General features: G+C 43.0%; 23 protein-coding genes and 1 other RNA gene. 13 read left to right on the top strand and 11 right to left on the bottom strand.

The features are described from left to right. Nucleotides 1-83: 83 nt before the first annotated feature. Nucleotides 84-1,160, bottom strand: coding sequence for a serine hydrolase (locus tag AC58CZ_RS02570; protein WP_075107573.1), 1,077 nt, complete (start codon nt 1,158-1,160; stop codon nt 84-86). 453 nt (nt 1,161-1,613) lie between these two features. Between AC58CZ_RS02570 and AC58CZ_RS02565 the strand changes: the two genes are divergently transcribed. The 3 genes from AC58CZ_RS02565 to AC58CZ_RS02555 all read left to right on the top strand — a co-directional run bounded on the left by AC58CZ_RS02565 (nt 1,614) and on the right by AC58CZ_RS02555 (nt 5,912). Further along, on the top strand, nt 1,614-2,249 hold the full coding sequence (locus AC58CZ_RS02565; protein ID WP_058025905.1) for a response regulator: 636 nt from the start codon (nt 1,614-1,616) through the stop codon (nt 2,247-2,249). A 36-nt stretch (nt 2,250-2,285) separates the two neighbouring features. Beyond that, a complete protein-coding gene (locus AC58CZ_RS02560) occupies nt 2,286-4,034 on the top strand; it encodes an ATP-binding protein (protein WP_494223438.1) in 1,749 nt (582 codons plus the stop codon). 171 nt (nt 4,035-4,205) lie between these two features. Continuing rightward, the gene (locus AC58CZ_RS02555; protein ID WP_427647535.1) at nt 4,206-5,912 is read left to right on the top strand and encodes a sigma-54-dependent transcriptional regulator; all 1,707 of its coding nucleotides are present in this window, start codon (nt 4,206-4,208) and stop codon (nt 5,910-5,912) included. 82 nt (nt 5,913-5,994) lie between these two features. Here AC58CZ_RS02555 and AC58CZ_RS02550 read toward each other — a convergent pair whose 3' ends face one another. Together AC58CZ_RS02550 and gpmI are read right to left on the bottom strand one after the other, a co-directional pair. After that, nucleotides 5,995-7,137 carry a S41 family peptidase gene (locus AC58CZ_RS02550; protein WP_406947892.1) on the bottom strand — a complete coding sequence of 381 codons (1,143 nt, stop codon included), beginning with the start codon at nt 7,135-7,137 and terminating at the stop codon, nt 5,995-5,997. A 565-nt stretch (nt 7,138-7,702) separates the two neighbouring features. Continuing rightward, nucleotides 7,703-9,367, bottom strand: coding sequence for a 2,3-bisphosphoglycerate-independent phosphoglycerate mutase (gene gpmI, locus AC58CZ_RS02545; RefSeq protein WP_494223439.1), 1,665 nt, complete (start codon nt 9,365-9,367; stop codon nt 7,703-7,705). 233 nt (nt 9,368-9,600) lie between these two features. Here gpmI and ssrS point away from each other — a divergent pair. Next, nucleotides 9,601-9,796, top strand: a non-coding RNA gene (gene ssrS, locus AC58CZ_RS02540) — 6S RNA. Between the two features lie 113 nt (nt 9,797-9,909). Here the strand turns inward: ssrS and AC58CZ_RS02535 are convergent. Beyond that, the gene (locus AC58CZ_RS02535) at nt 9,910-10,467 is read right to left on the bottom strand and encodes an FxsA family protein (RefSeq protein WP_284719553.1); all 558 of its coding nucleotides are present in this window, start codon (nt 10,465-10,467) and stop codon (nt 9,910-9,912) included. 153 nt (nt 10,468-10,620) lie between these two features. Between AC58CZ_RS02535 and ruvC the strand changes: the two genes are divergently transcribed. Continuing rightward, on the top strand, nt 10,621-11,205 hold the full coding sequence (ruvC, locus tag AC58CZ_RS02530) for a crossover junction endodeoxyribonuclease RuvC (RefSeq protein ID WP_093068736.1): 585 nt from the start codon (nt 10,621-10,623) through the stop codon (nt 11,203-11,205). A 142-nt stretch (nt 11,206-11,347) separates the two neighbouring features. Here the strand turns inward: ruvC and AC58CZ_RS02525 are convergent, their stop codons facing one another. Continuing rightward, complete coding sequence (locus AC58CZ_RS02525) at nt 11,348-12,286, bottom strand: META domain-containing protein (protein WP_093068734.1); 939 nt, start codon at nt 12,284-12,286, stop codon at nt 11,348-11,350. A gap of 283 nt (nt 12,287-12,569) precedes the next feature. On the opposite strand from AC58CZ_RS02525, the gene AC58CZ_RS02520 reads away from it, so the two are divergent. Together AC58CZ_RS02520 and AC58CZ_RS02515 are read left to right on the top strand one after the other, a co-directional pair. Further along, nucleotides 12,570-12,875: an IS630 transposase-related protein gene (locus AC58CZ_RS02520; RefSeq protein ID WP_494223440.1), complete on the top strand. Its 306-nt coding sequence runs from the start codon at nt 12,570-12,572 to the stop codon at nt 12,873-12,875. After that, complete coding sequence (locus tag AC58CZ_RS02515; protein WP_494223441.1) at nt 12,850-13,413, top strand: transposase; 564 nt, start codon at nt 12,850-12,852, stop codon at nt 13,411-13,413. Before AC58CZ_RS02520 ends, AC58CZ_RS02515 begins: the two co-directional genes overlap by 26 nt. Before the next feature lie 120 nt (nt 13,414-13,533). Here AC58CZ_RS02515 and AC58CZ_RS02510 read toward each other — a convergent pair whose 3' ends face one another. The 4 genes from AC58CZ_RS02510 to AC58CZ_RS02495 all read right to left on the bottom strand — a co-directional run bounded on the left by AC58CZ_RS02510 (nt 13,534) and on the right by AC58CZ_RS02495 (nt 17,930). Then, nucleotides 13,534-14,196 (bottom strand): glutathione S-transferase family protein, encoded by a 663-nt coding sequence (locus AC58CZ_RS02510; RefSeq protein WP_212564336.1) that lies wholly within the window; start codon nt 14,194-14,196, stop codon nt 13,534-13,536. A 223-nt stretch (nt 14,197-14,419) separates the two neighbouring features. Further along, entirely contained in the window at nt 14,420-15,058 is a 639-nt protein-coding gene (locus AC58CZ_RS02505; protein WP_071001971.1) for a peroxiredoxin, read from the bottom strand. Between the two features lie 226 nt (nt 15,059-15,284). Beyond that, on the bottom strand, nt 15,285-16,028 hold the full coding sequence (locus AC58CZ_RS02500; protein ID WP_223333051.1) for a phospholipase D family protein: 744 nt from the start codon (nt 16,026-16,028) through the stop codon (nt 15,285-15,287). Nucleotides 16,029-16,190: 162 nt separating this feature from the next. Next, nucleotides 16,191-17,930 (bottom strand): glutamine--tRNA ligase/YqeY domain fusion protein, encoded by a 1,740-nt coding sequence (locus AC58CZ_RS02495; RefSeq protein ID WP_427593644.1) that lies wholly within the window; start codon nt 17,928-17,930, stop codon nt 16,191-16,193. 314 nt (nt 17,931-18,244) lie between these two features. Here AC58CZ_RS02495 and AC58CZ_RS02490 point away from each other — a divergent pair, with 314 nt between their 5' ends. Together AC58CZ_RS02490 and AC58CZ_RS02485 are read left to right on the top strand one after the other, a co-directional pair. Beyond that, entirely contained in the window at nt 18,245-18,760 is a 516-nt protein-coding gene (locus AC58CZ_RS02490) for a peptidylprolyl isomerase (RefSeq protein WP_087040198.1), read from the top strand. A 130-nt stretch (nt 18,761-18,890) separates the two neighbouring features. After that, complete coding sequence (locus AC58CZ_RS02485; protein WP_289115466.1) at nt 18,891-19,778, top strand: UDP-2,3-diacylglucosamine diphosphatase; 888 nt, start codon at nt 18,891-18,893, stop codon at nt 19,776-19,778. A gap of 144 nt (nt 19,779-19,922) precedes the next feature. Here the strand turns inward: AC58CZ_RS02485 and orn are convergent, their stop codons facing one another. Continuing rightward, complete coding sequence (orn, locus tag AC58CZ_RS02480; protein WP_058025917.1) at nt 19,923-20,510, bottom strand: oligoribonuclease; 588 nt, start codon at nt 20,508-20,510, stop codon at nt 19,923-19,925. Between the two features lie 232 nt (nt 20,511-20,742). On the opposite strand from orn, the gene rsgA reads away from it, so the two are divergent. The 4 genes from rsgA to secB all read left to right on the top strand — a co-directional run bounded on the left by rsgA (nt 20,743) and on the right by secB (nt 23,658). After that, on the top strand, nt 20,743-21,846 hold the full coding sequence (rsgA, locus tag AC58CZ_RS02475) for a ribosome small subunit-dependent GTPase A (RefSeq protein ID WP_071001976.1): 1,104 nt from the start codon (nt 20,743-20,745) through the stop codon (nt 21,844-21,846). 163 nt (nt 21,847-22,009) lie between these two features. Beyond that, complete coding sequence (locus AC58CZ_RS02470) at nt 22,010-22,465, top strand: rhodanese-like domain-containing protein (RefSeq protein ID WP_058025919.1); 456 nt, start codon at nt 22,010-22,012, stop codon at nt 22,463-22,465. Nucleotides 22,466-22,763: 298 nt separating this feature from the next. Next, the gene (gene grxC / locus AC58CZ_RS02465) at nt 22,764-23,027 is read left to right on the top strand and encodes a glutaredoxin 3 (RefSeq protein ID WP_058025920.1); all 264 of its coding nucleotides are present in this window, start codon (nt 22,764-22,766) and stop codon (nt 23,025-23,027) included. 178 nt (nt 23,028-23,205) lie between these two features. After that, entirely contained in the window at nt 23,206-23,658 is a 453-nt protein-coding gene (gene secB, locus AC58CZ_RS02460; protein ID WP_058025921.1) for a protein-export chaperone SecB, read from the top strand. Between the two features lie 243 nt (nt 23,659-23,901). On the opposite strand, the gene adk is transcribed toward secB, so the two are convergent. Continuing rightward, nucleotides 23,902-24,558: an adenylate kinase gene (adk, locus tag AC58CZ_RS02455; RefSeq protein WP_071001977.1), complete on the bottom strand. Its 657-nt coding sequence runs from the start codon at nt 24,556-24,558 to the stop codon at nt 23,902-23,904. Nucleotides 24,559-24,728 lie beyond the last annotated feature (170 nt).

The raw sequence follows: 24,728 nt of genomic DNA, 5'->3' as shown, positions 1-24,728 counted from the left end.
CAGATCCTTAATCTTAAACTCAACACAATAAAAAGGCTGTCATATGGTATAACAGCCTTTTTTACATATTTAAAACAGCGCGTCTATACGGTACGACGTGTCGCCAAGCTGTTTAGAATGTTTTTAGCATCGCCCCAACGTGTTGCTGAGCTGTTTGCCCCTAGGATGACGATAATTGCAGGGCGATTATTGACTCGCGTTTCCATCACAACACAGCGCCCAGCTTCGTTAATAAAACCTGTTTTTGAGATACCGATTGGGTAATCACCTGCACGAACCAAGCTACTAGTGTTGTTGGCTTTATAAGTGCGATTACCACTTGAGTAGTTTGAAACAAAGAAGTCATAGCTCTTGGTGGTAGAGAAGCGACGAATCACATCGTAGTTGCCAGCAGCACGAACCATTTTTACCAAATCATTCGATGAAGCAACGTTACGCTTATCAAGACCCGTTGGATCACCGAAAAACGCAGTAGTCATACCTAGATCTTGTGCTTTTCTGTTCATTGCACGGATAAAGGCATTGTAGCCGCCTGGATAGTTACGCGCCAAGCTCTTTGCGGCTGGGTTTTCAGACTTCATCAAAGCCATCAATAGCATCTCGGCACGGTTTAAACGATCGCCTGATTTTAGGCGTGAGCTGGCGCGCTTAGGCCCTACAAAGTCTTCTGGATCAAGCGTGATTTCTTCACGCATATCGAGACCGGCATCTAGCACAACCATGGCTGTCATTATTTTAGTAATACTGGCCATAGGACGCGCGATGTCAGCGTCTTTTTCGTAGATAGATTCGCCCGTTTCAGCATCAATCACCGCAACACTGCGCGAGTCTGTACTGATTGGGATCATATCACTGCTACCAAATGCGCCGCGATAAGTCGTATTGTATCGAGCGGTATTGTTACTGCTAGCAAAACTGCTGCTGTTTGTGATATTGGTCGTACCATAGCCGTTGTCGACTTTTTTGATAGCAGAGCCATTAGACTTGTACATGATGTTACGCGCTTCAGACAAGCTATCAGCACCGCCCCAACTCAAGCGTGCACTAGAAGCTGTCTCAGTGCTACCATTAATTGTAAGTGCGGCTTGTGCAACACTGCCCAAACTCAATGAAATCATAGCAGCGATCAATTGCTGTTTGGTTAATAGTAGTTGCTTCATTATGCCTCCTGCTGTCGTTATCACGCCAGTTACATACTGCCTGACGCCAAGAACGTACGTAGCGTTTACAGATGTGTTTGTAAGTACTCACATAGAGCTTTTGTATTTTTAGTGTATCATGGTTTACATTTAAGTTTAATCTATCAAACTGATTTAACGGTTTTTTTTAGCTTCATTCAAACTTTGATACAACTGATTTATATTTTAGAAACACTGATTAACAATACAGAAATATAACTTAACTTAGAATGTTATGATTCTTTGTACTTTATTATATTAAATGAAGATATTGATACAGCATATTAGCCGTATCCTATGTATTTAAAATAAAAAAATGTATTTAAAATAAAAAACTGCATTTAGAATCAAAAAACGGCTTATGTTAACTTTGTTTTTTCTGTTATTTAATCCTTGTAAAAACATTCATTCTGACAAACGATAAAGAGTATGGTTATGATTAAAGTGTTGGTGGTCGATGATCATGATTTAGTACGGATGGGTATTAGCCGTATGTTGTCAGACAGCCCCGATATCGAAGTAGTGGGGGAAGCAGATAGCGGTGATATGGCAATCAAACAGGCCAAGCAGTTACGTCCTGACGTGGTCTTGCTAGATGTCAACATGCCCAATATTGGTGGCCTTGAAGCGACCAAACGCTTGATTCAGCTCGATATGGGTATCAAGATTTTAGCTGTTAGTAGTATGTCTGCACAGCCCTACCCCTCAATGCTCATCAAAGCTGGTGTAAACGGTTATATCACAAAAGGTACGCCACTTGATGAGATGATACGCGCTGTCAAAAAAATCTATCAAGGTGGTCGTTACTTTAGCCAAGACGTTGCTGAGCAATTGGCGGACGTCTTATTGTCTGATAATGCCAGCTCGCCTTTCGATTTGTTAAGTGATAGAGAAAAGCAAGTGGCTATGATGGTGGTCAATTGCCAAAGCCCGCAGCAGATTGCTGACCAATTATTTGTCAGCGTCAAAACCATCAATACGTATCGCTATCGTATTTATGAAAAAGTTGGCGTTGATAGTGATGTGAAATTAACGCATTTGGCCATTCGCCATGGTTTGATTCAACCATAAGTTGCTTAGTATCTCCTTTGTCATCATGGTCAATTTATGAAACCTGCTGCCACCATCATTTCTGCCATCAGTCGCTATTTACACCACGATGATACACTTCCTTTGCCGCAGCTGCGCAGACTAGGCATTATTTACAGCAGTTATCGTTTTGTCGTCAGTATATTTTCTATGTTGATGGTATATATATCTGCACGCGCCGGTGATAGCGCCTCTCTCCCCAGTTTTTTACAGCAAACAGCCCTGAGCTTTTATGTGATGCTGAGCTTGATTTTGCTCGGGCTGTTTTACGTTGTCACAAAGCAGATGCGCCGACAGTTAGCGTTTGGGCTCGTATTAGACGTTATTATATTAAGTTTATTGCTGTATACAGCAGGTGAGCCGGACTTACAACTGACCATGCTCTATATGGTCGTTGTCGCCGCTAGCTTTATGCTATTGCATGGTTCACAAGCGCTAGTTATCACCTTGTTGGCTATTATTTTTGTTATCTATCAGCAGTTTTTTTATGCCATTGCCAATAGTATGAATTTGGCCAATTTGGGTGATGCTTTGCTGATGTCAGCAAGCTTCTTGGCAGTAGGGGGTTTGAGTTGGTCTATCTCACAACGTTTGGTACAGCTTGAGAAAGTTGCACAAAGTCATGCCAAAGAGGTTGAACGACTCAATGTCATCAATCAAGAAGTTATTACACAAATGGTCAATGGTGTGATTGTCATCGATAAACAGAATATCGTCCTTGCAAATCTTGCGGCCCACCAACTGCTCAGTATCACACAAGATTCATCATTGCCTGCATCTAGCACTTCAACCAATATAAAAGAAATGAGAGGCGATACGCCTCATGCCATTCTATCTAACTTTAAACAACAACTTAGCAAACAGCATTCTCAGCTACTCCAAGCTTGCTTGTCAGTGGCAACAGGACAATCGCGTACGTTTACGTACGATGTGCCTGAGGTGGCAAACGCTTCGATATTTGGTAAGCTACGCGTACAAATCATCCCGCTAAAAGATGATAGCAAATTAATCCTATTGGAAGACTTACGCCGTGAGCAGGCCAGCGCCCAACAATTAAAACTGGCGTCGTTAGGACAACTCACTGCCAGTATTGCTCATGAAATTAGAAACCCTCTAGCCGCCATCTCACAAGCCAGCCAACTACTGATGGAAGACTTGACCGAAATTGAGGCAAATGCATCAAATGTCAACATGACGGGCAATCATGAGCTCTATGAAATGATATTTTCACAAACCAAACGCGTCAACCGTATTATTGAAGATATTTTAAAACTGTCTCGTCAGCAAGCGGCCTCTCAGCAAGCCATTGTTTTGGCTGAGTGGATGCCAGTATTTTTGGATAATTATTTTCAAGGGCACGACATTTTTCTGCATCTAAAAACCCAACCAACCATATCATTTGATCCTCACCAGTTAGAACAAATTTTGATTAATTTGATCAACAATGGCTTGCGTTATAGCAGCTATAGCCATCCTCACGCTTACGTAGAAATCGAGATTTACTGTGCAGACAGCGATGTTATAATTGACATATTGGATGATGGTGATGGTATTAAAACTGAGGATTTAAAACATTTGTTTAATCCATTTTTTACAACAGACAAAGCTGGTACGGGCTTGGGACTATATTTATCGCAAGCCTTTTGTGAAGCCAATCAGGCACGTTTGCTCTATATTCCTGAACATGAAAAAACGTGTTTTCGTTTTATTTCGCCTGCTATTGACTCTGAAAATATCTTGCAAGCCGTGGAAGAAAATCTTTATTAATCCCAGTCATAAATCAAAATACTACTTAATCACAAATGTTTGAACATTACCTATTGGTAGCTAATAGCCACCGTACATGATTGATTTACAATTTTTTTTGTAAAAGAAGTTTACCCCTATTTATACCTCGCTATGAATATTTTTTAGCCATTGAACTCAATGAGATAATGTATGACAACAAGCGCGCTAGTCGTTGATGACGAAGTGGATCTATGCCGATTGATGCAAATCACTTTGACTAAAATGGGTATCAAAAGTGATGTAGCCTATACTTTGGCGCAAGCAAGATCATACTGGCAAGACAATACTTATGATTTTTGCCTCACTGACTTGAAACTACCTGACGGCTCAGGGTTGGAGCTGGTCAAAGAAATCAGCAACAGCTCGAATACACCGATAGCCGTCATCACTGCTCATGGAAGTATGGATCTGGCCATTGAAGCACTGAAGCTTGGTGCTTTTGATTTTGTCAATAAACCACTTGAGCTACCAAGATTACGTCAATTGGTAGAAAACGCTCTAAAGGTTATTCATCAGGATAATGGGGCACAAGCCACGCCTGAATCCTCACCTGAGCAAAAGATGCTGGACGCTAGACTAATCGGTGAGTCTGCGGTCATGCACCCTCTTAAAAACACCATATTAAAATTGGCACGCTCACAAGCGCCTGTTTTTTTATTTGGTGCGTCTGGTACAGGTAAAGAGGTCGTCGCTAGACTGATTCATGATTTAAGTCCGCGACGAGATGGCAGCTTTGTACCAGTAAACTGCGGTGCAATACCTTCTGAGCTGATGGAGTCAGAGTTTTTTGGTCATAAAAAAGGCAGTTTTACAGGGGCTGTGGCTGACAAGCAGGGATTGTTTCAGCAAGCCAATGGCGGTACTTTATTTTTAGATGAGGTGGCAGACTTACCATTAGCGATGCAGGTGAAGCTGTTGCGTGCTATTCAAGAAAAGACCGTGAGGGCCATTGGTGACACCAAAGAAGTACCAGTAGACATCCGCATTTTATCCGCTACTCATAAAGATTTGAGCCGCTTGGTACAGGATGGCGCATTTCGACAAGATTTGTATTATCGTATCAATGTGATTGAGCTTAAGCTACCGACATTGAATGATCGACGTGATGACATCCCTGTATTAGCAGAGCATTTTTTAGCCATGATTTCTGCTGAGTGGCAGCTAGAAATACCCCCATCTCTCACGCGTGAAGCCAGCGAACGTTTGCAGCGTCATGACTTTGCCGGTAACGTTCGTGAACTACGTAATTTACTTGAGCGTGCGGTGACGTTGGCGGAAACTTCGGACATTGATATCAGTCATTTAGGCCTACCTGATGTTAGTCACGACCCTAAAGATACGCAAGCTCATAGCAATGCGCAACAATCTAACCATTACGCAAATGAGCAAAACCAATCTCAACCAACTACCCAAACAATGTCTAAAGCAATAGAAAACCGTGCACAGACTCTTCAATCTGACAGTGAGATCACGGCTGTAAAGCACAAGCAAGAAACAACCAACTTGCACCCTTATCGTACTAATACCCAACACTACCCTTCAATGATACAGCGCTCAGTGCCCAATAATACAGAACCATCAACCAGCTCAAGTGATACGAATGAAAAAGTACCCATCCATCGTCCTATTCAACCAAAAGAGAATGAGACTACAAGGCTGCAAGAACCGCTTGATGGTCAATTGCCAGCCCAAGGGTTGGAGCATTATCTACAGGAACAAGAAAAGCAATTAATCATCACAGCCCTCAAACAAACTGGCTGGAACAAAACCCAAGCAGCAGAACTACTTGGGACGACTTTTCGCTCATTACGTTATCGTATGAAAAAGTTAGAAATTGCAGAAGATCAATCTGAGTAAGTCTTCTATCGGGCCATTGGATTTTTATTTCAGAGATTCAATGGCTGCCTGACGGTATATTATTAAATCTATCAACAATATACTAATTTGCAGTAGTCTTTCGAATGAAGCGGATGCCAGAATCGAGCGCGCGGGGTTTTAATAAATCCAGCGCCTGCTGCTCCCATGAGCTCTCACTTCCTGACAAAGTAATGTCAGGCTCAACGCCGATGACATCGATCTGCCTGCCTGATGCTGTCATATAATTAGCTACTGTCAACTTGACTGCTTGCTCGTCATTGAGTGGTATGACTGACTGTACTGAGCCTTTACCATAGCTTACTTCACCGATGATAGTAGCTCGTTTTTGTGCCTGTAAACTACTGGCCAAAACCTCTGCCGCTGATGCCGAGTAGCGATTTTGTAGAACAACCATAGGTAGAGGCTTAAGTATCGCATCCCCTTGGGTAGTTAGTACGCGCGATTTGTCTTGACGTGCTTGTACTTGTACCACATCGGTATCATTCATAAATAAACTGGCAACGCTCACCGCCGATGTAAGAACACCGCCCGGATTGTCACGCAAATCAAGTAAAATACCTGAGATAGGTGCATCTAAATTAATCAAACCTTCCAACAGCTTTTCACGGCTATTGTTCTGGAATGCAGGTAGTTTAACAATCGCAATGCCATCGACGAGTTTTGTCTCGACAATTTGAGGGTGACTGTTATTCCGCTGCAATGTCGTCGTGTGCTTGCGGCGACCCGCTTTAGAAGTGATGATATCTACTTGGGTACCAGCAATCCCTGTTAATAGCTGCTCAACGTCATTACTTTGCCGATTTTCGTCAAGTTTGAATTCACCAACTTGGTGTAAATAATCGCCCACTGCGATGCCTTTTTTATCTGCAGGCGAATCATCAATAACTTCTGTGATGATCCAATAGCCTACCTCTGGCTCATAAGTAACTTGGATACCGATATCACCTACGTCCCCTTCGGTAAAAGCGCGTAGGTTTTCATAGGCCTCCGCATCCAAAAACTCAGCATGGCTATCGAGCTTAGTTAGCATACCGCTCATTGCATTATTAAATAACTCCTCATCATTGACCGCGTCAACATACTGACGGCGCACTAAATCAACAACAGCAACAAAGGTCTTTAATGTCTCAGGAGAAATTGCATTCAATGATACTTGCGCAACCTCTGATGGAATACTGGTATCGATATTATCATCATCGTCCATTACCGCACTTTCGTCTGGCATACTGTCTATTGAGTCATCTGATTCGTCGGCAGCATTCAGCATCTCAGTATCATCTTCAGCCACTATATCATCGGCATTCAAACTGATAAGCTGTAGGCTTGATGTCGGACTAGCATCACCGACTGAGGTCACTGCTGCTTGCGCGTCTATACTGACAACACACAATCCAAGCAAACCTATTGCTAGACTGGGCTTAAAGCCTATAAACTTGAAGTATACGGGTTTGGACATAATGGTCGCTAGCGACGACTTCATCATTCGTTGGTCTAATTGTTTAGACAAAGATGCGCACACAAAAGAGATAGGATGCATAAAAAACTCATTTAAATAATAGAATGTATAAAGTTATTGTTATGTATTACCGTATAAGTTAACACCAAAGGCCTCTCTCAAACTAGGGCAGTTTTGCAAATCGTCAAGCAAAATCCATCATAAAAAAAGGGAAAGGTAATAGCTACCCTTCCCTTTTCTGGTTTATATCATTCAGCTAACGAGCCATGTCTTTACAGATTATCCGATGTACGGATAATCTGAGACAACTGGCTTAAGATGCTGAAACCAATAAACTCTCACCAGTCATTTCGGTGGGTGCATCAACATTCATTAGTGCCAAAATAGTCGGTGCCACATCACTGAGCTTACCGCCACGACGTACCTGTAGTTTTTGTGTGCCTACGTAAATCAGCGGTACATGCTCTGTCGTATGCTGAGTATGTACTTGACCACTTTCGTAGTCTTGCATTTGCTCACAGTTACCGTGATCAGCTGTGATCAGCATATCGCCGCCAGCCGCTTTTACTGCCGACTCGATACGGCCCACACAGACATCCAACGCTTCGACCGCCTTTACCGCAGCATCAAAAACCCCTGTATGACCTACCATATCTCCATTGGCATAATTGACAACGAGCACATCATATTGGCCAGATTCAATCGCTTCTACTAATTTATCCGTCACTTCAGGCGCGCTCATCTCAGGCTTCAAGTCATAAGTGGCAACATCTGGAGAAGGTACTAGGATACGCGTTTCGCCATCATACTCTTCTTCACGGCCACCACTAAAGAAAAACGTCACATGCGCATACTTCTCAGTTTCTGCGATACGTAGTTGGGTTTTACCTTGATCCTGCAGATACTCTCCCAAGGTATTGGCCAAAGACGTTGGATAGTAAGCGATGCTGGTTTTTGGATTATCCGCCAATACATCAGAATACTTGGTCAACATCACAAAGGCGGCAAGTTTTGGCTGCTTTTGACGGGCAAAACCTGAAAACTCATGATCAGGTAAAACAAAGGCTTGGGCAAGCTCGCGAGCACGGTCGGCACGGAAGTTCATAAAGATCAGCGCATCATTGTCTTCGACGGTATAAGGCACCTCATCACGTCCGATGACAGTCGTCGGGCTGATAAATTCGTCAGTCTCACGTGCCTTATAAGCCGCTTGGACAGCACCGTCCGCACGTGTCGAAAAGCGATCTGCCTTACCTTCAGTGATCAGCTCATAAGCTTTTTGTACGCGATCCCAGCGGTTGTCTCGGTCCATTGCATAGTAGCGACCGATGATGCTGGCAATCTGTACGCGCCCGCCTTCATAATGAGCATTAAGCTTATCAATGTAATCGCGCAAACGATTGATATATTTATCCGCAGATTTGGGCGGGGTATCGCGGCCATCTAAGAAACAATGGATAAAGACGTTTTTGGCACCATGAACCAATGCTGAATGGCACATACCCTCGATATGGTCTTGATGTGAGTGAACACCGCCGTCTGAGAGCAGACCCATAATATGTACGTTACCGCCAAGCTCATTGGCCGCTTTTACTGCGTCAACCAATGCTTCGTTTTTGTAGAATTCGCGATTGGCAAGCTCATTTGAGATGCGAGTCGAGTCTTGATAAAGAACACGGCCAGCACCCAAATTCATGTGGCCAACTTCTGAGTTACCAAACTGACCATCTGGCAGACCTACATCTTCTCCTGAAGCAGAAATCAGTCCATGAGGGTATTTTTGGTAAATCCTATCTAGATTTGGCATATTTGCCGCAGCAATGGCGTTATCTTTATCTTCTTCACGATGACCGAAGCCGTCTAATATCATTAAGACATGCGGCGTTTTTTTATTATGTGCGCCGTCTTCTTGCTTACTGCTGAGCTGCTGCGCCTGATTGTCGCCAATAGATTCTGATGCTTGCTGGGTACTGGTCATATATTACCGCTCCTCGAGTGAATGAACGCCTTCAATGCTATGTTAGGGTATGGAAAGCCCTATATATTAACACATATCTTAAAATAGCTGAAAAACTGACAATATTTTACTAATGAGCAGTCCTTTTACATAGTTATCTAGAGTACGACATATATCGCCTATACCAATCGTCAATACTGCGTATCAATCTGTAAATCCTACTTGCAATCATTCATCTCATTGGTTAAGATGAATCTATTCTGAAGTGTTGGCTAGTAGATGTTTATTCCCTGAGCCGATAATGCTTTACCAGGATGTGGTACCTATCGTCTCATTGTGTATGCCTGCACCGTTTGCGGTGTATCAGGAAACCTGCAGAGAGGATGACGCATCCGCCCTGAACTTCACGGTTCATAGGTCACCATCTTACAGCGGCACTTCGGTTGTTTTATTCGGCTAATCAATATATTAACGATGATTAACATATTGGCAACCACTAAAAAGCCCCTTTCGTTAATGACGGAAGGGGCTTTTTCTATGCCTAATGAATGACTAAATCACTGTTACTCGTCATTAGCAGATTTGGTAATTTTTTTCACATCTTTAGGGATGTTTTTGGCCGTACCATCAACAGTCGTATGCTGTTTGAATACGTCACCAAATGGGTTTTGCTGTTGTTGACCAAATGGATTTTGGCCGCCCATTTGACCACCCATCTGTTTTGCCATCATTTCCATCATTTTTTGCTGATTGTTCATGACATAGTTATTGGCAAAGTCCTTGAGTTTCTTTTGTACTGGTGGCAAGATCACGAGTAGCGCGAGCACATCACTCAGCACACCTGGAATAAGTAGCAAGATACCAGCGACTGCCATGGCAATGCTCTTAATCATGGTGGACTCTGGTGGACGCATTGCAGGATTCATCATACCACCTGCTTTCATCTGCTGAGCCATTGGATTCAAAGAAGCCATACCTTTGCGTATAAGAGAAATACCGATCACTGCTGCGACAATAAACCACATGAATACCCACCAGCCGCTCATAAACTGAGCAAGCAAATACCACAGTAGCATCTCGATAATAAACCAAACGATGGCTATACCAACTATCTGACCCATAAAGTGTCGTCCTATAAAATAAAAACCAATAAATTGAGCGCCATGCAAATTAAAATGGCTAACATATGATGTATATGGGGATTGGTTGCTATACTATCAAACTTACGGCTGATTTTTAAGCCATAAAACAAAATGTAAGCAAGACGGAATACTATGGCAATTATTATCGGGATCGACCCAGGGTCACGCATGACGGGTTATGGAATAGTCCAGCAGACGGGTGATAAGCTCACTTATATCGATGCAGGCACGATTCGCACAGATACCAAAGAGATGCCTGAACGCCTCAAGCGTATTTTTAATGGATTGACCCGCATTACGCAGCATCACTTAAAATACACTGACGAGCCTATCTATACGGCGATTGAACAAGTCTTTATGGCAGAAAACCCTGATTCTGCACTCAAGCTTGGGCAAGCACGAGGCGCGGCTATTGCAGCGATGGTCGCCTTGGATTTAGAAGTATCAGAGTATACTGCTCGGCAGATCAAACAAGCGGTGTGCGGCTATGGTGCTGCTGCTAAAGAGCAAGTGCAGGAGATGGTTTGCCGCATACTACAGTTAGAAGTCGTACCACAGCAGGATGCAGCCGATGGTCTTGCTTGTGCTATTTGTCATGCGCACTCAAGCCATTCTATGAATAAAATACTACTTAATAGCTCTATGCGAGGACGCGGTGGCTCTAAGAAAAAGGGTCGTTGGCGTTTGACCGAAGAAGATTTGGGTAACTTGCGTTAAAGATAGGCGTTAAAGCAGACAAGCTTTAAAACCAATAGGCATTAAAATAGTGAGACAATAAAAAACACGCGCCATTGGATGCGTGTTTTTTATGAGTACCAGCACTGTCACTTTATCATTTGCAAGACGAAATTATAGCGGACTACTCTACGACTGCACTTTCAATGACAGCATCGAGTACATATGCATACTTTTCATCATCATTATCATTTTCTGTTGTCTCATCTGACTCTATTAATTCGTTAGTCTCTAATCGGTAGCGCTGCAATCGTAATACTTCTTCGTGCATACCGTCATGCTGGTATCCATCTATTTCTCCCGCAAATACTCTCCACTTCCCTTCACTAACTTTGACACCTTGGTCGTTGTAAGTGACAGGCCTAACTTGGAGACACTGCTTTTCACCATTCATATCACAATTGACTTCTTTGGCATTCACTGCCCAAAATACCGTCTCGCCCTTACTATTGTATTTCGCTTGTGGTGTGAGTCTGCCATTCCATACCAAAGTGACATTATCGTTGGTAAACTGAGTCAATACTGGGCTGTCACCTTGCTCTATTTTTAACTCACTATTTCCTAGCATTAATGTATTTAATGTGTTTTCTGCCATATCAAGATCGCTACAAGACATTTTGGTGCTCATTCCTTCCTCGATACCCAATGTATGTCCTTGCAGCTGATAAGCAGCGCTTATTGTATTACAACCGACACTATAGATAAGTGTTTCTGGATTAAATACCAGAGTCCCCTGACCATCGATATCTGTAAGCTCACTTATAGGCTGCTCATTGGCATCCGTTGCCCTAACCAAGCTCCAACGATGACGAGACAAAGTATTCATCAGCTTTTCTTCGGGAGTAAATGTCGTCGAGCCAGATTCAGTAGTTGCTGAGTTGGTATCCGAGGCCCTATCCTCGATCGCTAGTGAGTCTATTTTTTCACCAGTATTGGAGATACCTGATCCTTCATTGTCGTGAGCCGTGTTTTCTTTTTGACAAGCGCTCAGCACCAAGCTCACCGCCACAATACTTGGCAATAAAAACGTTGTCAGTGCTGATTTTTTGGCTCTACCTACCATATTACGAACCTCTTAGTAAGCGTATATCAATTTTCTCGATTACTTATTTCTATATACTTGCTGGTCTTGCATGTTTTGAAAAAACATTTAATTAACTGTTCTGGAATATCGTTATTATAATCACGTTAAATTAACCACTATAGACCGAGCATTATTAGCTTATGTAATAAAATGTTGATTTTTATTATGTTTGAAATTCTTTTATTACTCTGCTATCTATAGTCAGATGACCACAAAAATGTTATACAATAAATCAACTAAACGATTACCAGTATAAATGACCATGACTTACTCCCTAGATTATCGCAAACAAGTTTTAAAAAGCTTAGATGAGGGCATGACCTTTGCCGAAGCTGCTGTTTTCTATGATATCAGTCCAACGACTATCCAGAAGTGGAAAAAGCGTCTTCATAGTAAAACCACCCGATATATTAAGCCCTACAAAATAGAGGATGAAGCCTTAGCTCAAGATGTCAAAGACCACCCTGACGATTATCACTATGAGCGAGCACAGCGTTTTAATTGTAGCCCAACAGGCATCAGCAAAGCCTTAAAGCGTATTGGTGTTAGCAAAAAAAAAAACACTTGAGCATCCCAAAGCTTGTCCACTAAAGAGGGCTCACTACCTAAAAAAACTTAACCACTACATCGCTCAAGGCTTTGCTATTGTCTACATGGATGAGAGTAGCTTTGAGAGTGAAACGATGCGCCCTTGTGGCTATGCACCCATTGGTAGCCCCTGCATTGGCAGTTACAACTGGCAAGCCAAAGAGCGAACCAACGTCATTGGTGCGCTCTTTGGCAAAATGCTGTTTGCACTCGACTATTTAAAGACCAACATCAATAAAGAGGTTTTCTATCACTGGTGCAAGTTCACGCTGATACCAAAGCTTAAGAAGAAATGTGTGATCGTTATTGATAATGCGACCTTTCATAAGCGCGTTCAAAAGCTGCTTAACAGGCATGGTCATAGGCTTCTATTCTTACCACCTTATAGTCCTGACTTAAATCCCATCGAGAAAAAATGGGCTCAAGTGAAGTTTTTACGCCAAGGTTGGATGGAAAATGACTTATCTAAATTGTTTTATGATATTCATCCAAATCATAACTCTTTTGTAGTGCAGTGACTATAATGTCGTTAATTTCATGGACAAAAAAAGGATAGCTAATACATATTAGCTACCCCCGATATTATCTTTAATGAGCAAGCATCTAAAAACAATAGAACTTGCGATGTATCTCTTTATCTAATCATTGATTTCCGCAGGCTTAGCTTTAGCCATGTTTTTGATGCTGAAGCGCTCATTCATCATTTGATAAAAACGGGCTAGGTTTTTGCCTTGCTCATTCGGATCAACTTTGAGCACTTTACCAAAATCTAAGCCCAAATATAGCACGATATCTGCAAAGCTTAGCTGCTCACCCACCAGATACTCACGACCTTCTAGGATTGTCTCAAAATACCCCATGGCTTTGACAGCACGGGCAATTGATGGCGCAACAAATTCTGGCACTTGTTCAACACGCTGGGCTTTAGACGGATGACTGTGCTGAAACGCTAGCATTAAATTATACATCACCTCAAACTCAGCAATACGGCGCATCGAGCACACTTGGGCACGCTGTATCACGTCATTGCCCATAACAGAACGCTCACCATAGACGCGATCCAGATACTCACAGACTGCTTGTGAGTCATTGAGCACGGTGCCATCGTCTAGTGTTAAGACAGGCACTGTCTGCATCGGATTTATTTTGGTAAATTCGTCTGACATCTGCTCATTTTTGGCAAAATCAATATCAATCACATCAATGTCATCCATATCATCAACATCAATCCCTTTTGATGCCAATAAAATAAGGGCTTTGCGCGGGTTGGGTGCTATACGGGTGACGTATAATTTTTTCATGATGAACTCCTTGTAAGAATGATTGAATAGAAATTTAGCGCTGATACGCTTTATTATGATGGTGGCACTAATGAGCACCCTATCTATTGATACTCCATACCATAGTTATAGCCTACTCTGACCGTCATGGCAAAGGCTTATTATTCATGAGGTAAAAATAGCAAAAGCCCCATAACTTTAAGTCACGGGGCTTTATTTAATCATATTTATGCAACCAGTCCAGTTATTTATTAGGGGCTGGGGTCGTACGTAGGTACGGCTTGATTTCTTTATGACCTTTTGGGTATTTGGCAGCAATATCTTCGTTTTTGACACTTGGTGGAATGATTACGTCATCACCGTCCTTCCAATCTACAGGCGTCGCGATGTTATATTCATCCGATAATTGTAGCGCATCAATAACACGGATAATTTCATCGAAGTTACGACCACAGCTGGCTGGATAGGTCAGAGTCAGACGTACTTTTTTGTTTGGATCAATGATAAACACGCTGCGAACTGTCGCGGTGTTATCAGCATTTGGGTGAATCATATCATACAAATCCGCAACCGTGCGATCAGAGTCTGCAATGATAGGGAATTTCACCGCAGCGCCTTGTGTCTCTTCGATGTCGCTGACCCAGCCTTTGTGATCTTCTAAGCCGTCCACTGACAAAGCAATCGGCTTGACATTGCGTTTTTGGAACTCACCGCCCAATGCAGCGGTGCGGCCAAGCTCAGTAGTACAAACTGGCGTATAGTCGGCAGGATGCGAAAACAATACCACCCAGCTATCACCCGCCCAATCATAAAAATTAATATCACCCTCTGTGGTGCTTGCATCAAAGTTTGGTGCGGTGTCGCCTAAACGTAAATGTGCCATACTAAATTCCTTATTTATATGAATGATGAGCGCTGAGCTTACTGTCTTATGCGCCCTATTATTATAAACCGATTATTGCAATGTGCGAGACGGTTTGATCATTTGCTTATCCCGTCTAGTGCATCAATAAAACTCACTTTATAGTACCAAACTGGTTATGAATGTCTTGTGAAGGATTGTAATGCGGTTATTCCATTTAACCCTAAGTAGATATATCGATTATTTCTTAAACCACCATCCCTGCATCCCATAAGCAAAACTCACCAAACTTGCCTTTTTTGCTCACGCCTCCAGCCACACGCCCAGCATCAGTCAATACTAGCTCACCATCTTGCGCTTCTAAGTAACCCGCTGCAAGCAACTTATCATTTAACTCTTGGGTCTTGAGACCTAATCCTTTAGCAAGCTTGGCGGTGGTCAGTTTAGAATAACTAGGTGCGGCGTCTGTTGTAGACGTGATGGTTGCGTTGGTAGGATCGCTCATTGTTTTGGTGCTAGGTTCAGGCTGGTTCTCAGTTTCAGTGACTTTTTCAAGAGACATCCTAACTTCATCACTGATACGAATAATGCGTTGCGCTTCTTCATAAGTATCAGCATAAAGCTTAGCATCGTCATTACGATAAATCAGTACGCCCATCTCATTATTATTGACTTGGCTAAATTCGTACAGGTTCAAACTGGTAATAATGCACTCGTTTTCATTCAGGTAGCATTTCGCATGCAAGTTTTTGCAAAAGCTGGTACGAATAAACGTTAAGTTTTTTAACCAGTTTATTTCTTCTGGATGTAAGTCATTTTTGCCATAGACAATGCGAATATCGATTTTTAGACGGTTGCGATCTTCTAGCAGCTCTTTAATGCGTTCATTCAGCTTTAAATATGGGCTAATAATAATCAACCGATCAGACGCATTTTTAATCAATTCTTCTAAATGATAAGTCGTCCCACTGCTATTCAAAAATTTTGCCATGCTCACTTCCTTAGATATGACTGTCAAAAACTTCATAATTATTCACAAAAAAGCCCATCTCTAGCGTACTAGAAATGGGCTTGCTTGCAAACTACTATTGTTCAGTATTGTTTCAAAACATCATTTTAGCAATGACATTTTTAGAGACGGGGCCAACAGAGATTACGCGGGCTTATAGCTATCGCGCAAACTAACGATTTGGTTAAAGACTGGCTTATCCGTGCTGTGATCTTCGCTATCGGTGATAAAGTACCCTTCACGCTCAAACTGGAAACGCGTACCAGCGTCAGCATGGGCTAAAGATGGCTCAACGACAGCATCCAGCTCAGTGAGCGAGTCAGGGTTTAGTGCTTGATGGACATCAGCGACGCCACTTGGGTCTTCAGCACTGAATAGCTGCTCGTACATGCGCAAGGTCGCTGGTACACCTTGACTGGCTGATACCCAATGAATCACCCCTTTCACCTTACGGCCTTCAGGATTGTTGCCCAACGTAGCAGGATCAATTGTCGCTTTTAGCTCAACAACATTGCCGCTCTCATCAGTGATATGCTCAGTGACGGCTATCACGTAAGTGTTACGCAAACGAATCTCTGGCTTTTCTGGAGACAGACGCTTGTAGCCTGCTGGCGGTTCAATCTCGTAATCACCTTGATCGATATACAAAGTCTCGGTAAACGGAATCTCGCGCTCACCCATATCGACGTTAGGATGGTTCGGCTGCGTCAACCAAAGGGTCTGCGTGGCATCGTCAAAACGCGCGTTCACGCTATCGGCTTTTTGCGACTCCCAGCTACTAACCGCCTCGCTAAAGTTGGTAATCGTCACTTTCAATGGTTTTAACACTGCCATACCGCGACCAGTAGTCGTCTCTAATGACTGACGAACGCTAAACTCTAGCAAACGAAAATCAACCACGCTATCGGCTTTGGTCACGCCCACACGCTCACAAAAGTCACGCAAGCCCGCTGGCGTATAACCACGGCGGCGCATACCAGCGATAGTCGGCATACGTGGATCGTCCCAACCGCTTACGATACCTTCATCGACGAGCTGCTTAAGCTTACGCTTACTGGTCAATGTATGATCCACATTTAAGCGGCTAAACTCGTACTGATGCGGCGGGACATCAAAGCCGATTTTTTCGATGACCCAATCATAGAATGGACGATGGTCTTCAAACTCAAGCGTACATAGTGAATGGGTAATACCTTCGAGCGCATCAGAGAGTGGATGCGCAAAGTCATACATTGGATAAATGCACCATTTATCACCAGTCTGATGATGAGATTGGTGCATCACGCGGTAAATGACAGGGTCACGCAGGTTCATGTTCGGGCTTGCCATATCGATCTTGGCGCGCAATACCGCCTTACCTTCAGCGTACTTACCGTCTTTCATATCATTGAACAGCGCTAGGTTTTCCTCGACACTGGCATCACGCTGCGGAGATGGTTTGCCTGCTTCATTGAATGAACCACGGTTATCGCGAATCTGCTCAGGCGTTTGCAAATCGACATAGGCATCGCCTTGCTCAATCAACTGTATTGCCCATGCATGTAGCTGATCAAAATAACTTGACGCGTGATACGCCTCGCCTGCCCACTCAAAACCGAGCCATTTCACATCATTTTCGATATTGTCAATATAATCTTGTTTTTCTGCAGTTGGGTTGGTGTCATCAAAACGCAGGTTACACACACCGCCGAACTCTTTGGCCACACCAAAGTTTAGGCAGATAGATTTTACGTGACCTAAGTGCAAGTAGCCATTTGGCTCAGGCGGAAAACGTGTGACAATTTGCTGGTATCTTTGCGCATTGACATCGTCACGAATGATATTACGAATAAAGTCGTTTTTTACTTCGTCTTTTTGTGCATGGTTGCTTGAGTGCTCACTCATCGGATATTGCTCCTAACGCAAATTGTCAATTTGTGATACGTGCCATCACGCATCACAAAACGTTCAAAATAAATTATTAAAATAAATTGGGATATAAAAACTCAGATAACGCGTCCGCATTATCACAATTTGTCAAAGCTGATCAAAAATGGCTAAAGTTGCGTTATTCTATCAGCTTTTGCAAACGCATTAACAGCCTGATACATGACACGGGATAAAAAAGCCGTTAGACTACCCGTAACTTTTTAACCACCAACTTTTAACAACCACTTGACAGCGCCATTTAAGGCGCTGCAATCAAAAAGGAATATCCCATGGTAGACATGCCACCAGTAGTAGAACTTGACACCAATATGGGTGCGATCGTTATCGAACTCAACGAAGAAAAAGCACCAAAGACCGTAGAAAACTTTTTGAACTACGTAAAATCTGGTCAGTATGACGGTACGATTTTCCATCGCATTATTGATGGTTTCATGATTCAAGGCGGCGGAATGGACGCTGAGATGAATGAAAAACCAACCAACGCGCCTATCGAAAATGAAGCGGATAATGGTTTGAAAAACGATAAAGGTACTATCGCAATGGCGCGTACCCAAGATCCACATTCAGCAACTAGCCAGTTCTTCATCAACGTAAAAGACAATGACTTCCTAAACCACACTGGCAAAAATATGCAAGGTTGGGGTTACACTGTATTTGGTAAAGTCACCAGCGGCATGGATGTGATCGAAAAAATGAAAGGCGTCCCAACTGGTCGTTTCGGCATGCATGCTGATGTGCCAAAAGAGCCAGTTGTTATCAACTCAGCAACCATCATTACCCAGTAATAGTCATTCAATAGCAGCTAGTCAGTAGTCAGTAATAGTTACTTAGCGATAGCTGTGAATGAGCGAGCATTTTCTAGTAGAACTTACTAAGGAATGCTCGCCATACGATAAGTCACGAGGATCAAGATAAATGCAACGTTTTAATCACTTAATCACGACCCGCCCTCATCAAGTGCGGCAAGTATTGATTAGCGATTTGCATTTATCGCCTCAGGAGCCTGCCTTAGTGCAGGCTTTTTTGGCGCTGCTCGATGACTGTCTTGCTCTGCCCGCGCTCAAACGCCTCTTTATATTGGGCGACTGGTTTGAGGTGTGGCTGGGTGATGATATGTATTTATCCCTATTAAAAGAAAAAAGGTCAGAAGACGAGCAGATGGCACATTGGCTAACCCCATTGATTGCAAAGCTAAAACAGCTACGTATCAATGGCTGTGAAATATTAGTCATGCACGGCAACCGTGATTTTTTGTTAGGACAGCCGTTTTGCAATCTGTTCGGTGGGGAGCTGATAAGCGAGCCGTATACTTTGACTGTTGGTCAGCAGAGTTATCGTTTAGAGCACGGTGACGCACTCTGTACCGATGACAAGAAATATCAACTCTTTCGCAAAATTATGCGTAATCGTCTGACTCAGTGGTATCTGCTTAATAAGTCGTTAGAGAAACGCTTAGCCATCGCAGACAACATGCGCAAAAAAAGCCAGCAGAACAATGCTACTAAAGCGGCTTATATCATGGATGTGAATGATGAGGCCGTACGTCAAGCCATTACTGACAGCGATGCTTTATTGCACGGACATACGCATCGTCCAGATATTCACCAGGCGACTGCTGATAAAAAACGCTACGTGCTTGGCGACTGGCGCTTGCTAGATAAAGACACTCGCCAGCCGAAAGTAAGCGCTGTGATTGGTGCAGTGACAGATGATCAGCATTTAGATGACCGTTTGAATAGTAATAATTTAAGCAGTGATGATGCTGAGTTTGAGTTATATGAGTTTGAATGTCTTATTCGCTAAAATGCGTTTAATGGCGCTTTAAACTTAATGGCGTTTTAAACAACGCATCTAAAAAATATCTCTTCATTTAAAAAAGGGTCTGTTGATAGTTCAACAGACCCTTTTTACGTTTACTACAATCTTGAACTGCTTATCGCTCGCTATCTAATCCATCAATTTAAAGAAATGCTGACGATAATGCTTTAGCTCACGAATAGAGTCGCGGATATCGTCTAAGGCCAGATGACTGCCCCCTTTTTCAAAGTTCTTTAGAATGTCAGGACGCCAGCGGAAACACAGCTCTTTGATTGACGATACATCAAGGTTACGATAATGAAAGAAGCGCTCAAGCTCTGGCATTTGGCGTGCCATAAAGCGGCGATCTTGACAGATAGAGTTGCCGCACATTGGCGATTTACCACTATCGACCCATTTACTCAGAAACTTGATGGTTTCAGCTTCCGCTTCCGCCAATGTCACCGTGCTACGACGCACACGGTCGACCAATCCTGACTGACCATGTTGCTTGGTATTCCAGTCATCCATCTTATTTAAGACTTGATCCGATACCTTGATCGCAAACACAGGCCCTTCAGCAAGCACATTCAAATCTTCGTCAGTCACGACAGTGGCAATCTCGATAATCTCATCGTTTAAGGTATCAAGTCCGGTCATTTCTAAATCAATCCACACCAGCCCTTTTTTGCCTTGATTTTTGATCTTAATTTTATTGGGATGGTCACCGGTAGCCATAAAATATCCTATCATTCATAATTTTGAAAAAACAACTTTAAAAAAACAATTGAAAAAACATATTACACGTAGACACCCGTGCTCAGACAGTATTGCAACACGCTACTTGGTTTAGAAAACCTATAGAGTCGTACAATATTACAAAACCCCTGTCTGACGCAGACGCTTTAGGCTGTATGTTAGCAAATTTTCACGCTACACTTAGCAATATTTTTATAATAGGTTAAAACCCATGGCATTAATCCGGCAACGCAAACTGACCAAACAACAGATTCGTCGCATCGACAAACAGCAATTGTTAAGTCAAGACAGCATCGATGACAGCTTGATGGATGGCGTGGTCATGGCGCATTACGGTAAGCAACTAGAAGTACAGGTAACAAGTCTACCTGCAGTGATACCTGAGCAGCCAGAGATTGCGCCTGATGATCCAGAGCCATTTTGGCAAGCGCTTGAGCTCGGCGATATTTGGCGCTGCCATGTACGCACTAACTTGCCGATGCTAGCCGCTGGTGACCAAGTGCGTTGGAGTGCCGACTCCAACACAGGCTTTGGCCGTATCGAAGCCGTCAAACCGCGTACGTCATTGGTCTCTCGCCCTGACCGTTATCATAAGCTCAAACCTGTTGCCGCCAATGTTGATATTCTGGCCATCGTCTTTGCGCCATTGCCTGCCGCCGCTCCTACTTTGATCGATCGCTATCTGGTCGTCTGCCATCACGCGGGCGTCAAACCACTGCTCGTCCTCAACAAAGCCGATCTGTTGGCACAAGAAAACGGCGTCGATACGAGTGAATTATTGGCACAATATGCTGCGCTCGGTTATGAGAGCGTCCTGACGTCGGTCGATTGCCCTGAAAATATCGCCGAAAGTGACGAGCAAGAAGGCCTCGATGAGCTAAAACGCTACATAGATAAAAAGCTGGTCATCTTTGCAGGGCAGTCTGGTGTTGGCAAAAGCAGCCTTATTAACGCCCTACTTCCCGAGTCTGGTCAAAGCGTCAATATCATCTCACAAAACTCTAAGCTTGGTCAGCATACGACAACGACAAGCCGATTGTTACCATTTAACCCCGAGGATTTGACGCAAGGTGGTATCGTCGATACACCAGGTATTCGCGAGTATGGCATTTGGCACCTCACACCTGACGATATCATCTCAGGCTTTATTGAGCTGGCACCACTAGCTGGCAGTTGCCAATTCCGTGACTGTCGTCACACCCATAACAGCAAAGGCTGCGCGCTGTGGCAAGCCGTGGCTGACGGTACCGTATTACAGCGCCGCGTTGAAAATCTCGTGACGCTACGAGAGGAAGCTGATACTAAGCCTTATTAAGCCCAATTAACGTCATTTCAAAGGCAAAATGATAGATTGATTATTGACCGTGTCATCGCCCGTTTACTATAGATGACCTTATCGGTATAATAGCGCCTTGTTCACTATCATTGGGCTGGCTTTTCTCAGCTCAATAGAACACCTATTTTTTTGGAGGTATGGTTTGGATCGTGCGCTGGAATTTGTGGGCAACCACCCGTTTTTATTTGGTATATTAGCCGTACTTGCTATCCTGTTTTTTACCATTGAAAACAAACGTAGCGGTAGAAAAATATCGCCCAACACCCTTGGCATGATGGTCAACTCTCAAAACGCGCAGCTGATCGATATTCGCGCCAAGAAGAAGTTTGAATCAGGCTATATTCAAGGCAGCCGCAACATCCCGTTCACTGATCTCAAAGAGCGCTTAGCAGAGATTCGTGCGATTGAGCAGCCAGTGATTATTATCTGCGATATGGGTGTGCAAGCAGGCGCTGCGATTCAGATGATTGGTAAAGACAGTGTTTATCGCTTAGAGGGCGGTATTGGCGGCTGGCAAGGCGCTGGTATGCCATTGGTTGGTGTAAAAGACGCTAAATCAAAAAACAAAGCTAAGACCAAGCCTAGTTTAAGCAAATAATAGATTGGCTAAAATATAGCTTCTGACTAAAAAAAGCATCCGATTAACGATAGCAAAATAAAAAGACACCTTAGCAATAGGTGTCTTTTTTTATATCCTGTTTATACTGCTACTGAGGGTTTTAAACTAAGACGGCTTGAATTTGTCATGCTCATCCCCACTGTAGTAATGAGCACAGTTGAATACATGTGCACTTTACTCATTGATAACAGATTCTATCAATACTTAGACTATGATAATTTATCAGGCTATCTATAATAAGTTTGTTATCTCATAAATTTATAAATAAGGATTTACCATGACTGTATCTGTTAAAGTTTATACGACCCCTATCTGCCCATACTGCTCAAACGCCAAACAACTACTAAAAACCAAAGGCGTTGATTACGAAGAAATCAGCATGCATGACATGAGTAGTGAAGATCGTCAAGCGCTGATGAAAAAAACCAATAACTATCGCACTGTGCCACAAATTTTCGTTGGTGAAACCTTTGTAGGTGGCTTTGATGAGCTCAACCAAATGAACCAGCAAGGCAAACTTGACGAGCTATTAGCGGGTTAATCTGCTACCTTGCTTTACTGTCTGTCTTTATTGGTTTGAAGATGGACAGTGGCAGACTCAAAAGCCATAGTGAGACGTAACCATAAAAAACATCGAGATTTGATCTTGGTTTATATTACAATGCTTTTTTAAAATCGTAGTTTGACCCATTATTTGATTTAATTTTAGAGGATTTATCATGGCTGAAGAACAAGCACAACCACAATTGGCACTAGAGCGTATCTATGTAAAAGATATGTCACTTGAAGTACCAGGCGCAAGCGTATTCACCAAAGAGTGGAACCCAGAGCTTGATATCAATTTGTCTAGCAATGCTGAAAAATTAGATGACGATCATTACCAAATCGTCCTAACCGTTAGCGTCACGGCAAAAAATGCTGAAGAAGCGGCATTTATCGCTGAAGTACATCAAGCAGGTATCTTCTTGTTAAAAGACATCCCAGAAGATCAAATCGGTCAAATCTTGGGTGCATACTGCCCTAACGTGCTGTTTCCATATGCCCGTGAAGTCATCAGCGACATTGTAACGCGCGGTAGCTTCCCGCAATTGCTACTAGCCCCTGTCAACTTTGATCAAGCGTACGCGCAAAGCCAGCAACAAGCACAAGTTGATGCCCAAGGTAATGCGTAAGGGATACTTGAAGGTATATGAGCCTATTGCGTCATATATTTTGATGAGAAAACCGTTTACTTATAATGAGTAAGCGGTTTTTTTGTGGGTGATTTTCAATCATGAGTCAGCAATATGCTGAATGCTTTTTATAGAAGATAAAATTATCCAATATATAAATATTAGCCATAAAAAAACCCTGCTATTAAACAGGGTCTTCAACGACCACATCGACTGGCTAAATTAATTAGCTAAAATCGAACATTAGCCTTTTAACGCAGACAAAATCTGCTGCTTAACCTCTTCGATATCTTGCGTGCCATCAAACTTATCGTAGTTTGGTGAATCTGCGCCCTCGGCGGCTTTTTCTTGATAAAAACCAACCAATGCAGAGGTTTGCTCATGGTAAGTCGACAGACGGTCGCGAATGGTCGCTTCTTGATCGTCTTCACGCTGGATAAGTGCTTCGCCCGTTACGTCATCTATGCCCTCAACCTTTGGTGGGTTGTGCTGCACATGATATACACGGCCTGAACCTGGATGTTGACGACGACCAGACAGACGATTAACGATCTCATCATCGGGCACACTAATCTCTACCACGTGATCGATGGCAACATCAGCATCGGCAAGGGCTTGCGCTTGAGGAATCGTACGTGGAAAACCATCAAAGATACACCCGTTGGCACAATCAGGCTTTGCAATACGCTCTTTTACGAGATTGATAATGAGGTCATCAGAAACCAGACCACCAGCATTCATGATATCTTTGGCTTTTTTGCCAAGCTCGCTGCCTTCTTTGATAGCAGCACGTAGCATGTCACCCGTCGATATCTGCGGAATATCATATTCCTGAGAAATAAACTGGGCTTGAGTACCTTTACCGGCGCCTGGTGGACCTAGCAAAATAATACGCATCATTACACGACTCTCCTGAATTCAATGTGATTTTGGGATTACTACAACTTAGGGATTAACTGATTGCCAAGACACCTTACCTTGTGACCTGACAAACCTCAAGTTTTTTTCTAATTAGGGTCATAAGTTGCCATGACTTATCTTTCCATATAACACTGTTAAGCCTTTTGTAG

Source organism: Psychrobacter sp. CR212, assembly GCF_059693765.1.
Note: the sequence above shows the minus strand (reverse complement) of the source record. Positions and strands in the feature narration are given on the sequence as shown.